At 44.7% G+C, this 13,566-nt stretch carries 10 protein-coding genes; all 10 read left to right on the forward strand.

The features are described 5' to 3' along the window. The first annotated feature begins 17 nt into the window (after positions 1 to 17). The gene (crtB, locus tag J7545_RS02190; protein ID WP_318719070.1) at positions 18 to 935 is read left to right on the forward strand and encodes a cyanoexosortase B; all 918 of its coding nucleotides are present in this window, start codon (positions 18 to 20) and stop codon (positions 933 to 935) included. Further along, a complete protein-coding gene (locus J7545_RS02195) occupies positions 928 to 1,656 on the forward strand; it encodes a cyanoexosortase B system-associated protein (RefSeq protein WP_318702153.1) in 729 nt (242 codons plus the stop codon). Before crtB ends, J7545_RS02195 begins: the two co-directional genes overlap by 8 nt. Positions 1,657 to 1,663: 7 nt before the next feature. Further along, positions 1,664 to 2,959 carry a polysaccharide biosynthesis/export family protein gene (locus J7545_RS02200; RefSeq protein WP_318702154.1) on the forward strand — a complete coding sequence of 432 codons (1,296 nt, stop codon included), beginning with the start codon at positions 1,664 to 1,666 and terminating at the stop codon, positions 2,957 to 2,959. Between the two features lie 75 nt (positions 2,960 to 3,034). Then, entirely contained in the window at positions 3,035 to 5,317 is a 2,283-nt protein-coding gene (locus tag J7545_RS02205; protein ID WP_318702155.1) for a polysaccharide biosynthesis tyrosine autokinase, read from the forward strand. A gap of 153 nt (positions 5,318 to 5,470) precedes the next feature. Then, the gene (locus tag J7545_RS02210) at positions 5,471 to 6,499 is read left to right on the forward strand and encodes a permease (protein WP_318702156.1); all 1,029 of its coding nucleotides are present in this window, start codon (positions 5,471 to 5,473) and stop codon (positions 6,497 to 6,499) included. Between the two features lie 9 nt (positions 6,500 to 6,508). Then, on the forward strand, positions 6,509 to 7,291 hold the full coding sequence (locus J7545_RS02215) for a TIGR03943 family putative permease subunit (protein ID WP_318702157.1): 783 nt from the start codon (positions 6,509 to 6,511) through the stop codon (positions 7,289 to 7,291). A gap of 19 nt (positions 7,292 to 7,310) precedes the next feature. After that, on the forward strand, positions 7,311 to 8,816 hold the full coding sequence (locus tag J7545_RS02220) for a hypothetical protein (RefSeq protein ID WP_318702158.1): 1,506 nt from the start codon (positions 7,311 to 7,313) through the stop codon (positions 8,814 to 8,816). Between the two features lie 135 nt (positions 8,817 to 8,951). Continuing rightward, entirely contained in the window at positions 8,952 to 10,703 is a 1,752-nt protein-coding gene (locus J7545_RS02225; protein ID WP_318702159.1) for a pentapeptide repeat-containing protein, read from the forward strand. Between the two features lie 151 nt (positions 10,704 to 10,854). Then, positions 10,855 to 11,313, forward strand: coding sequence for a hypothetical protein (locus J7545_RS02230; protein ID WP_318702160.1), 459 nt, complete (start codon positions 10,855 to 10,857; stop codon positions 11,311 to 11,313). Between the two features lie 108 nt (positions 11,314 to 11,421). Next, positions 11,422 to 13,566 (forward strand): hypothetical protein (locus J7545_RS02235; RefSeq protein WP_318719071.1); only part of this gene is annotated, 2,145 nt, incomplete at its 3' end.

Here is a 13,566-nt window from a genome sequence, read left to right on the forward strand (position 1 = left end):
CATTCCCTAAAAACACGATGACTCAACCATCTTCCTTTCCCAGTTCCATACCCAAATCTTGGCTCAATTATGCTCTTATCGCCCTGTTCATCCTTCTCTATGCCCCCTTGCTCTTCCATTGGTATGATGGCTGGATCAATAAAAGTATCAGTATTGAACACGAATACTTTAGCCATGGGTTAATTGGCTTACCCTTTGCCGTCTACATTGCCTTCTGGGAAAAACGCCAGCAATGGACACAACTGCCTGACGATTTCCATCCCCTAGGTGGCTTTTTCCTCGGACTCGGTGGAGTGTTCTACATGACTGGACTACCCGATATTGTTAATCTCTCCTTTCCCCTGATGCTCATTGGGATTTGTTTGTGGTTAAAAGGTATTCCAGGTCTGAAATTACAAGCTTTTCCCCTCATTTTAGTTGCTCTGGCCACTCCCACAGAAATCCCTTATTTAATCGAGCCTTATATTCTCCCCTTACAAAGCTTTATTTCTACCATGGCAGGATTTATCCTCTCTGGTATTGTGGGAATGGATGTTACCGTAAACGGGATTTATCTCTCCACCGGCGGAAGACTGGTAGAGGTTGCGCCCCACTGTGCAGGATTGAAAATGCTCTTTACCAGTCTCTATGTAGCGTTAATGCTTCTTTACTGGACGGGTGCGATCGCCTCTCGACGTAAAATCATCTCCTTATTAGCCGGGTCAATTGTTATTAGTGTGGTAGCCAATATTATCCGCAATAGCCTACTCACCTACTTTCATGGTACAGGCAATGACCCAGTATTTCATTGGTTACATGAAAGTTGGGGTGGAGATTTATACTCCGCAGGGATGTTAGGTTTGGTGGTGCTTCTGTTGAATTGGATCAATCGTGACGACTATTTAGAGTTAGAAGAGTCTGATGAAACCCTTGAATCCCTTAACTCAGATGAATGATCAGCCGCCTCCTCAAACGGAAAAACAGTCTTTGCTCCTATGGGTATTGCTCGGCTTTATGGTGGTCATTTTAGCCATAGGTACGATTCCGGGATACTTCAACGGATCGTGGCAATGGCAGGCTCCTCCCAAAGTAGTGGCCTTAAAACAGTTGCGACAAGTCCGTAAAAACGGATTAACCCTCTCAGGTTGGGAAACCCTTGAGCAGAGAGAACTCGGTTTAGGAGGTCATAAATGGTCTTATCAACAACTTCAAGGCAACTGGGAAGAACCAGTCATTCTGTTGTTTTTAATTCAAAATTCAGACCTAGACCAACCCAGAGTGGAATGGGTGGATGTGAATGGGTTTGTGCAACAGGTTTTCAGGGACTGGAAAACTGATTCTTATCAAATGAAGACGTGGGAAGTCGATACAGAGTCTGGTCAAGGGGGGAGAGTGCGATCGCGGTTTTTTCGCGGCTGGAATCCTACACAAACCTATGCTCTGGTGCAATGGTACGCTTGGCCCAATGGGGGAGATCCAGCGCCAGTCAATTGGTTTATAGCCGATCGCCTAGCCCAAACCCAAGGCGATCGCGCTCCTTGGATGGCCGTTTGTCTAATGATTCCCATTGAAGCCCTAGGAGATATAGAAGAAGCAGAGAAAATCACCCATTCCTTGGTACAAACGATCCAAACCACTCTAATGGAAACCGTCTTTAGTCAATCCCCTGTACAATAAACTTCCTATGGCTCCCTCACGGCATTTTAACATTACCATTAGTTTGACATTAGGTGTGGGGTTGTTTCTGCCTTCTCAGGCCAACGGACAACTCCCCCCTATTGATGTGGATCAACCGGCCTCTGTCGATCAACTCCTCGAAGACGCACGAGAGAGATTGAGAAACCAAGGGGAAATTCTGGAACTCGATAATCAATTACCCACAGCTCCCCCTCCAGAATTTGATGTGTATCGCCTAGGCTCTGGAGATTCGATTACAGTTAATGTGACCAATTTTCCCGATCTGAATTTTCAAGCTCTACTGGATTTAGAAGGGAATATTATTGTCCCCTTAATGGGACGATTGACCCTCAAAGGTTTAACCCTAGAAGAAGTCGAGGAAAAATTACGCTTTGGCTTAAATCAATTTGTGATTGAACCGGATGTCTTGGTTACTCTAGGCAATCGTAGACCCGTTGAAGCAATTATTACCGGTGAAGTCTTGCGACCAGGAACCTATCCTCTGCCTTCTGCTCCCCTTCCTTTAGTGGCTGATGCTCTGGTAGCGGCTGGAGGATCTACTCAGTCGGCTGACCTGCGTAACATTATTATTCGTCGAACTTTGCTAGATGGTTCAGTCCTAGAAGCTTCTGTCGATTTACTCACTCCCCTTAAATATGGGCAGCGAATCCAAGACCTGCGGCTTGAAGATGGCGATATCATTATTGTGCCTAAAATTGATTTTAATGATATTGACTACGATCATCAGTTAGCGGCAGAATCCAATTTATCCCAACCGACGATTGCTATTGATGTCGTGCGCTATACCACCAATAATGTGGGGTCAATTACATTACCGAATGGCAGTACTTTTGCTGATGCGATTACGGCGATCGGGCCCAATTTTGAACAAGCTAAATTGAGTAAAGTGGGGTTAATTCGCTTTGACCAAGAACAGGGACGAGTGGTAACCAAAGTTATTAATGCTCGCAGTGTCATATTAGGAGATGTTTCCCAAAATATTCGCTTGCTAGATAATGACATTATCGTAGTCAATCGCAACTTATTATCGAGACTGAGCATAACTCTAACTCGAATTACCCGACCGTTTCAAGATGTCCTCACCTTTCTTCTGTTTTGGCGGCAATTCCGAAATAACGTCACCAATGTCTTTACAGTTGATACCAACTTGAATAATCGGTCTCCCTCTCCTGCCCGCACTCCTACTCCCACCCCAACACCCGGGACTACCCCTTCAGCTACTCCAGCACCATCGCCCGCACCGTCACCCGCACCAGCACCATCCCCATCTCCAAGCCAGTAAATCCCTTTTCTTCAAGCTGGCTTAGGTTAAAGTAGAAGTGAGGGACTTGTATTTGTAAGTAGCCTGGATAGAACCATGACTTCACCGCTGATCAAAAAATATAAAATTGCCTTTGGAAAATATTGGTTAACTATTCCCATTGGCCTGATGATAGGGGCACTTGGGGGTGGAGGATTTGCGGTGCTTCAACCCCCACAAGGACTTCCCAGTTATCGATTTCAATCTGTCTTGCAAATTACTACTCCTCCCATAACGATTTCGGAAACCGGAACAGCTATCCAGGCCCAAAGTGAACAGCTTGAAGAAAATGCCCAAGAGTTACTCCTAACGAATGAGGTCTTACAAACAGTTGCCGAGTCTCCTAAAATCCAGATTGACCCTAGGGATTTACGGAAAGGATCTTCAATTAGATATAACAGGAAAACCCCATCCTTTTTATATGTATATGTGACCTGGGATAATAAGTCTCAGGGTAAACAAATCACTGAATTGTTAGTGCAGGAAGTAATTCAGCAAAGCCGTCGCCTTAATACCAGTCGCTTGCGAGCGATTATTGAAACCCTAAATGAGCGCTTACCGAAGGTAGTAGAAGAGCTACGCAAGGCGGAAAATGAGCTAGAAGTGTTTATTCGGCAAACGGAGTTTGCTGAAATAAAACGGACTCAACTTCCCGGATTAATTACGCAAAATGAGCAGCAGCAGCGACAGTTAGAATTGCAAATTCAGACTGTGACAACCCAAATGGCGAGTCTGCAACAGCAGTTGGGTTTAAATCCCGATCAAGCCTATGCTTCAGCCGCCTTAAGTGCCGATCCGATTATTGGCCGGTTGCGCACTCAGCTCTATGAGTTAGAGTCTCAAGAATTATTGCTCAGTCAAACCCTGCGCCCGGATAATCCACAAATGATCGAGTTAAGGCGACAATTGGCATCAACAGAAAATTTGTTAACGGTGCGAGCGACTGAGGTAGTCGGAGGAGATGGATTGGCTGCACCATTGAGAAGTGGTGAGCAAATTCGTAAGGATAGTAGCCTCGATCCGGCTAGGCAGGCGATCGCCCAAGAATTGGTGGGACTCAAAACCCAGAAAGAAACCTTAGAAAAAGAATTAGCAGTGGCTAAAACTATTGCCACAGAATTAATCGAGGAATATGCTGGGTTGCCCAACACGCAAGCAGAACGGGCAAGATTAGAACAACAGGTGGTCTTGACCAAACAGTTTTATGACACGATTCAAGCCAAACTGATTGATGCTCAAACGGCTGAAGCGGAAACCGTGGGCAATTTAAATATTGCCCAACCTCCCAGACTAGGCGAAAAGATTACCCCTCCAGCCCCTTTACCCATTATGCTGCTCCTACCGGCAGGGGCAGTCGGGGGTATGATTTTGGGTGCAGGAGCCATCTTTGGTTTGGGTATAGTTTTAGCCAGCACTATGCAAACGCTGGAAGATATTCAATCGTTTGTCACCGAGCGTGAAGTACAAATTTTGGGGATTTTACCCTTTGTGGAAGAGTGGGATGGTTCTGGGGGAGAGGTTCCCATGATGCTCTCTCGCCATTCCCCCTATTTGGATAGTTATGAACGGTTCCGCTCTACCCTGCGGCAAGTGGAAGAAAAACCGAAAGTGGTGCTAGTTACCAGTTGCGATCGCCAGGAAGGAAAAAGTGTGACCGCCTATAATTTGGCGATCGCCTCCGCCAGAGCCGGAAAACGTACCCTCCTCATCGAAGCCGACTTACGCAACCCGTCCAATGCCGAAATCCTCAAAATTGTTCCCGATTCCAACTCCACCCTTGAACCCCTGCGCTACTATAGCCAAATTAGTGACTGTATTCGCCTGGTTCCCAACATTGAAAACCTCTACATGGTTCCCAGTTTTGGCCCCTATGAATATGCAGCCGCTGTAGTGGAATCAGCAGAAATGCGTCTTCTCCTCGAAGATGCCCGTAAACGGTTTGACTTCGTCGTCGTTGATGCTTCTGCCCTCAACCTCTGTAACGATCCTCTAATTCTAGAGCGCTATACCGATGGCATAATCCTCGTCACCCGTGCCGGTTATACCGTCAGCAACGATTTAGCCGACAAAATTGACCTCCTAGAAGATTCGGAAGACTACCGTTTATTGGGCGTTGTCATTAATGCAGAAGAAATGAATATTCAACCCCTACCTCCACCTCCGATTATCGAAACGGCTGACCTCAATAAAGAGGCTGACTCTGAACCTATTCTCAATGGTTATAAGGGAAGTTATCACTCTTATAGTAATGGTCATAACGGCCATAACGGTCGTAACGGTCATAATGGTAATGGCAAGACTCCCACATCACGACCTGGAGAAAAAAGCACAAAACCATAACCTCACCGAACCGGATGCAGGAACTCATTGGAGAAAGAACCGACAGGGGTTTGATATTCTATGAAGAATTTTCAGATACAATAACTGGGCAAACCCTTTCCTCCCCTTTGATCCTGAAGGAGCGCTCTTCACCCATTTGAACCTTTGAACCCAATGACTCAGTTCAAAACTGCCTTTACGATTTTTTTAAGCCTCATTGTTGAAGCTTTTCCTTTTCTCTTACTGGGAGTCATCCTCTCTAGTGCGCTCCTGTTTTTTGTCGATGAGCGCAAACTGCTACAATTGATTCCCAAACAACCCTTACTCGGAGCGCTAGCAGGAAGTGCGATTGGCTTTCTGTTTCCGGTGTGTGAATGTGGTAACGTACCCGTTGCTCGCCGGTTCTTGCTTCAGGGATTTCCCCCTTCAGTGGCAGTGGGCTTTTTGCTGGCTGCACCAACCATTAATCCGGTGGTGATTTGGTCAACTTGGACAGCCTTTCGAGACCAACCGGAATTGGTCGTATTTCGGGTCATCTTTTCATTGCTCATTGCGACAGGAATTGCTTGGATCTTCAGTTCACAAGCAGATTTACGCCCTTTGTTGCAGCCGGCTATGGTGCGCTTAATGCCGGCTTGCGATCTTAAAGATTCTGACTGGGATGAACAGAAAGATGAATCCTTGTCCCTCTTGACATCAGGAACCTATATTATTGGCGAGCAAGGCAAACGGCTAAAGCTGGATGAATCGAGTTGGGAAATGACCCAATTATCCCAGGATTTAGTCAAACAGCCTTGGTCTTATCGCTGGCGCTTGTTTATGGATAATACCCTACAGGAATTACGGGAGCTGGGGGGAGTATTGGTGATTGGCAGTGCGATCGCCGCTTTGATTCAAGTAGGAATGCCTCGCGATCTCATCCTAGCGGTCGGTACCGGCCCTGTCACCTCAATTGTTGCCATGATGATTTTAGGGGCAGTGGTCTCGATTTGTTCTACCGTTGATGCCTTTTTTGCCCTCTCCTTTGCCTCCACATTTACCAGCGCTTCATTATTAGCTTTTCTGGTCTTTGGGCCGATGATTGATATCAAAAGTGTAGGCTTGATGTTATCGATGTTCAAACCCAGGGCGATTATCTATTTATTGGTTTTAGCAGCCCAGTTAACTTTTGTGTTGACCTTTCTATATCACATGGTTGATTAATTTTCAAGAATGATGAATCAATTCCGTTTGCCTCAGCGTTGGCTTCCCACCTTAGATGTGGTCACCACCGGATTATGGGGATTTTTATTAATTAAATTATGGATCAGTGGAGAATTGAATTTACTGATTCACCCAGCCTACCATTGGCTGATCATTATTGCTGGAGCATGTTTACTTGGACTCAGTGGAGTGAAGGGATGGCAACTGTGGAAGCATTACCAAAAAAGTTTGGTTGAGCGTCCTCGAAATGCCGCCAATGTGAGAGAGCATGTGAGCTTATTACCCCAGAGCTTAAGCTGCTATCTGTTATTATTTACCGCCATTGTGGGTCTAACCGTTAGACCTCAAGCGTTTACTTCAGAAACGGCTTTGAAGCGGGGAGTTAATGATTTTATCCCGATTACTGAAATTACACCTCAGTCATTTACAAATGTGACTAAACCAGAGGATAGATCTTTGGTGGAATGGGTGAGAACATTGAATGTGTATCCTGAACCCGATGCCTATACAGGGCAAAACGTGCAGGTGAGTGGATTTGTGATTCATCCTCCAGATTTTCCGCCCGAATATGGATTAGTGTCTCGATTTATTATTACGTGTTGCGCGGCAGATGCTTATCCTATTGGTTTACCAGTCAAATTTCCAGAATCTCGCGAGACCTATGCTCAAGATAGTTGGGTAGAAATTAAGGGAGCAATGGCGACTGAAGTTTTGAATGATAACCGCAAGTTGGTGATTGTGGCTCAGGAGGTGCAGCCAATTCCAGAACCCAAAAACCCTTATAACTATTAATTAAGAAATTGATTAAAGAATGAATATTCCCAACTATTTAATGGATTTTTACGCCGATAAAATCCAGCCTAAAGTCAAGGATTGGCAACCGCTCGATCGAGTTGTAGTCAGTGTGGTCAGCGTTCTTTGTGTCGTCATGTTGCTTTTGATTATTACAGGCAGCAATGCGGCTCCTAGAGTAAGAGCTTTCACCTGGAACGATCAAGTTATTACAGCAAAAGACAAGGCATTTATTCTGCAATTTAGCCATCCCATGGATCGGGAAAGTGTAGAGAATAATCTTAAAATTGAACCGTCTTTATCAGGTAAAACGAGTTGGGCTGGTCGGCGAATGGCTTATACGTTAAATAAGCCTGCGCCCTATGGCACTCAATTCAAGATACAAATTGAAGGGGCAAAAGATCAATATTCTGATGTTAGAAAAGGAACTATAATTCAACCCTTTGTTGGTGAATTTAGAACTCGCGATCGCGTGTTTGTCTATATTGGCAATGAAAATGAAGAGTCTGGGCGCTTAATTCTGTATAACCTGACCCAGAATCATCTAGAGATTCTCACTCCTCCTAATCTGGTTGTGATGGACTTTAAGCCTTATCCCGATCGCCATCGCATCCTATTTTCCGCCCGAGATACGGAAGAAGCGGCAGATGAAATTATTGAGCAAAAACTCTACACAACCACTACGGGCTTAAAATCCGAGGAAAATGCTGGTATTGTGGATGAAGTTTTAGACAACGAAACCCATCAAAACCTGGCCTTTGATCTGTCTCCTGACGGTAAAACCATTGTGGTACAACGGGTGAATCGTGAAGATCCGAGCGACTTTGGACTATGGCTAATTCCAGAAAAAGGAGACCCCTATCCCCTTGAAAATCAACCGGGAGGAGAGTTTTTAATTACTCCCGATTCCCAGGCGATTGCCCTGCTCCAAGGAGAAGGAGTTGCTCTGCTTCCCCTCTATCCGGATCAATCTGAATCGACGAACCAACCGTTAAACTTTCTGCCCAAATTTGGTCAAGTTCTCAGTTTTGCGCCAGATGGTTCAGCCGCTACAATGATCAAATTTAATCCCGACTATACGCGATCGCTCTATCTAATTACCAACCAAGGAACTGAAAAAGAACTGCTCAAAACCAATGGCTCAATTCGAGAATGCGAATTTGATCCGACCCAAACCACGCTCTACTGTCTACTCTCCAAACTGTTACCTGGAGAACTCTACCAAGAGCTGCCCTATATTACTGCCATTAATCTAGAAACTACTGAGCAAATTCCCTTAATTGGTCTACCGAATCAACGGGACATCGAGATAAGTTTATCCCCTGATGGAGTCGCTCTTCTATTCGATCATAATCAAGCTGATATCCTTGAAGAACCCCCTCCGCCTACCCCAGATAACTCACAGAGCAATAACAGTAATCTTTGGATATTACCGATTATCGATGCTCAAAAACTGATGGAAGACCCTCAAATTAAGCCTGAAGTTCTTCCCTTAAAAGGCTTCTATCCCCAATGGTTGCCTTAAGGGACTGAGCCAATTGGGTTCTAATTTCCTCCTATGGTAAACCGGTTGAAAGTACACTAAGGGGGATTGGAGTAAAAGCTCCGGTCAATTTTAACCCGATTTTACTCCAGTTCAGGGAACTCATCACCAGTTTTCATGGAAACACAAGAGCTACTCAATCGCTATCGACAAGGAGAACGGGATTTTGCCCATGTAGATCTCAGTGGAGCTAACCTCAGTGGCATGAATCTGCGTCAAATTGATTTGACTGGAGCAGATTTAACCGGAGCCAATTTAACTTGGATATCCCTTAATGAAGCTAATCTTACAGGTGCTTGTTTTCGACATGCTGATTTAAGTAATGCCGTTTTAACCAGTAGTCAGTTAAAGGGTTGTAATTGTAGTGGTGCTAATTTAACGAAGGCAGATTTACGGTTATCTCGAATGCAGGAGGCAGAACTCAATTGGGCAATCCTCACAGAAGCAGATTTAACGAGCGCAGATTTACAAAATTCCACCCTAGATCAAATTAATCTAGAGCGGGCAAAAATGACGAGTGTCAATTTAAGTAAAACTGAGTTAATGGAAGCGAATCTTCGTTATGCGAATTTAACGGGGGCAAATTTAACGGGGGCGAATTTACGGGAGAGTCACTTAGAGGAGGCGAATTTACGCAATGCCATTTTAGTTGAGGTGAATTTAACGGAGGCGAATTTACTCAACTGTTGTTTGCGATCGACTAATTTAACAGGAGCAGATTTACATCGGGTGATTCTGACGGGGGCGGATTTAAGTGATGCCATTTTGGATCAAGCCGATTTGAGTCGGGCAGATTTAGCGGGAGCTTATTTGCTGAAAACAAGTTTCAAGAATGCCCATTTATTGCGTACTAATTTAGAAGATGTTTATTTATTACAGGGTAATTTGAGTCATGCTAATTTACGCGGCTCTAATCTCAGAAGGGCGGATTTAAGTGGCTCTTATTTGAGCGATGCCAATTTGGGTGAAACCGATATGACGGATACGTTGTTACTAGAAACTCGATTAATCCGGACGATTTTAGATGGTGCAAATTTAAACGGTGCTTGTATCCAAAATTGGAAAATTGAGGGCGTTGATTTATCGAAGGTTAGTTGTCATTATTTGTGGAGACGGTTTAATTTTACAACCAAAAGTCCAGCCAGTCGCTATCCAGTCGATCGCAACTTTGAGCCGGGAGAACTGGGTCAAGAATATCAAGAAAGTAGCACCACGATTGAAGTTTTGTTTAGTGAACCGCCCAATTGGGAGGTTTTGATCCTCACTTTGGCAGAGTTGCAACAGGAAAATTTGGAGTTGCACTTAACGATTGAGTCCTATGTCCCGATGGATCATCAGTATTTGCTGCGATTATTGGCTAATCATGTGGTCAATGCCAAAATTATTTCTGAACAAATCCTAAATTTATATCCAGAAGTTAAAGAACGGTTTACGTTGTGTCGCCATCAATTGTTGGCTATGCTTAAGCATCCGAATTTACCGGTGTCTCGGCCGGTTGTGAATCAGAGTCCGCCCCCACCCCCTCCTCCTAAGCCGATGGCCGATCGCCAGCAGCAGTTGTATCAGGAAACCTCGAAGCAAATTAAGTCCATCCTGTTTTCACAAATGCCGGAGCAGTTTGTGGATAATATCCAGCGGCTATTGAATTATTTGAAACAGGAAGGGATTGCCCTAGAGCAGCTCCAGAAAAAGGTGATTGTGTCAGCTATTGTGCAACGATCGCAGCAAGATGAAGCCTTTCGAGAGAGTTTGATTCAATGGGAAAAGAAGGCTTCTCCAGAAATGCGACTTTCCATGATGGGGAAGTCGGTGCGGGTGGCGATCGCGATTTTGTGGAAAAAGCAGAAACAGGACAATTCCTCCGAGTAGACAGGCATCGAGGCGATCGCCCGATCGAGCCTCTATTCCCTGCCGCTTAATGAGCAACCCCCTTGATCATTCATGCTCAATCGCGGATAATTATTCTAAAGCGGGCTAAAAAGCCTAATCAGAGACACAAAATCGATAGGGGGATTGAGTCATGGCAGCCAGTGATGACTTCAAAGCCGCGCTCAAAGCCGGAAAGATCAAAGATGCTCTACAAATCGCTCTGAGCGAAGCGATCGAACTTGATATTAAAACTTGGGTTGCTGACGGCGTTCACTATGAACGTACGGCTCAATCTCATCCCACTCACCCAAATGCTCCAGAGCCTTCAACATCGGGTTATCGGATGCGGACTCGCATCAATATTGTTGAAGGCAAAATCGATACCGAAGTAGGGAGCCACTTTGTAGGTAATGGCCCTTATACCGATCTCAAAGACTTTCACATAAGTCAAATAGACGAAAGCCGCGATATTCTGGAACAAAACTTAGATAATCTAGAGCAACTCTTTGCTATCTTGGCAGCAAGCATGAAGAAAATCTCTTCTGCTCAAGCAGCCCAACTCTCTAGCTCGAAATCATCTAACCTACTCAAGAGTCAGATAGATTCCTAAGAAGGGTATCAAACCTGTGCAAATTCAGATAGCATAGACAGAGGTTCAGGTTTGCTCAAGTGGGGTCGAGTATCGGCTTCCGGCATCGATTAACGAGGAACTATCATCATGGCAGCCACTGACGACTTTCGGGAAGCAATTAAAGCTGGGGAACTCCTTGAGGCTTTGAAAACCGCCTTAAGTGAATCAATAGAACTGGAAATCACCACGTGGATATCCTTAGCCGATCCCTATAGTGCCAACCCAGATGAGCAACCCGAAGCCCAGCCCGGTTATCGGATGCATAGCCGAATTAATATCGTTGATGGTGAAATCGATACAGAAGTCGGTAGCCACTTTGTGGGAAATGGGCCATTTACAGAATTGCGAGAATTCCATATTAATCAGATTCGCTCCAGTCGGCAAATTATTAAACGCAATCTCAACAGTATTCAAAAACTCTTTGGCTTGTGGGCGGAGATGCAACAGCAAGAGTTTGAGACGGTGGTTACTCATCTCGAAAGTGTGGCGGCTCAAGACACAGAGAATAGTTCTTCCTCTTTAGAAGAAGTCGCAGAAGTGGAGTGGGAGGTAGAAGTCCCTCCAGTGGCAGAAACAGTAGAGGAAAGCATCCAGGAAAAAGGTGATCGCCACCCAGAAACTTCCCTACCTCCATCAGAAGAACTAGAAGATGACTTTTTTGACTCCTTCGATACTCAGCCCACGGAAACTAAGCCCCAACCCCCCTCAGACCCCCTGGATGACATTTTTGGGGAAAATGAACCCGAATCGCAATCAGAGAGCCAAAAACAAACCGATCTCAGCCTAGAAACTATTGCTGCTGCTGCCGGATTTACAGCCGCCGCCGTTGCTATCACCTCATCCGCAGAAGCCTCTGAACCAGAAGATCCACTCGCGCCAGAACCTCCCAATGAAGAGAGTAATCTTCTAGATATCGAATCTGAAGAACCTCTAGATGATGAAGAACAGGAGATCATGAGTGCCTTTGATGCCACCTACTCAGATTCGGTTGTATCAGATTTAGAAACAACCGAAGAAATCATTGATGCTGGGGCGATCGAAGAACCACCCTTAATTCCCATTGAAGACTCTCCCGAAATTCCCGAACTCAACACAAACTTATCCACTCCAAACCTAGATTCTTCAGAATCAGAAACCGATTCATCTTTCTCCAGTTTTGATCCCGAAGAAGATGAAATTATGGCAGCCTTTGATTCTGACATAGACACTCAAGAATTAAGCACAGAAACTAACGACACAGTAGAAGAATCCGCCAATCTAACTAACTCAGAATTAGAAACTTTTCCAGTTATTGATGTAGTCTCATCAGAAATGGAAAGCGCCGATCTACCCATCTCGGAAGTATCTGAAATTACTGCATCCAACGATCAAGATTTCATCGGTATATTGGACGCAGATGTCGAGGGTGCTGATTCTTCAAGCAATTTAGGGCTAACCGACCTGCAAGAATCCTCTGTTGAAAGTTCTGAACCCCCCGAAGAAAGCTTACCGAATTTTGAATTTTCTGACGAAGATAATATTATGGCAGAATTTGATGCCCAATATGGAGCATCAATAGAAATCCCCACTGAATCTGCCGATAAAACCCCTTCTGAAGAATCCTTAGAGGAAGCGATTCTAGAAGAAATAGTTACTGAAAGCCACGACCAAGAACAAGAGGAACCCTTTCCTACCTCAGAGGAAGTATCCATAGAGAAGGAAGAATTGGTAGAAACAGAAGAACTTTCAGAGAATCCTGCATTAGAGGATTTTTTAGAAACAGAAGAATTAGCGGAAATGGAAGAAGATCCATTTGCTAGTTTAGAAACAGAACAATTGTGGGAGACAGAAGAAACATCAGAGAGTTCTGCATTAGAAGAATCCTTAGAAACGGAAGAACTGGTGGAAACGGAAGAAGATCCATTCGCGAGTTCAGAAACAGAACAATTGTGGGAAACAGAAAAGCTGTCAGAAACTCCCGTATTAGAAGAATCCTTAGAAGTGGAAGAATTGGTGGCAACGGAAGACGATTCTTTTGCCAGTTCAGAGACAGAAGAACTTTTAGAGACTCTCCCATTAGAGGAATCTTTAGAAGAAGAATTGGTAGAAATAGAAGAAGATCCATTCGCGAGTTCAGAGACAGAAGAATTGTGGGAGACAGAAGAAACTTTAGAGCCTCCCGCATTAGAGGAATCTTTAGAAGAAGAATTGGTAGAAATAGAAGAAGATCCATTCGCGAGTTCAGAGACAGAA

Source organism: Roseofilum sp. SBFL (genome assembly GCF_017746885.1).
Taxonomy (GTDB): Bacteria; Cyanobacteriota; Cyanobacteriia; order Cyanobacteriales; family Desertifilaceae; genus Roseofilum.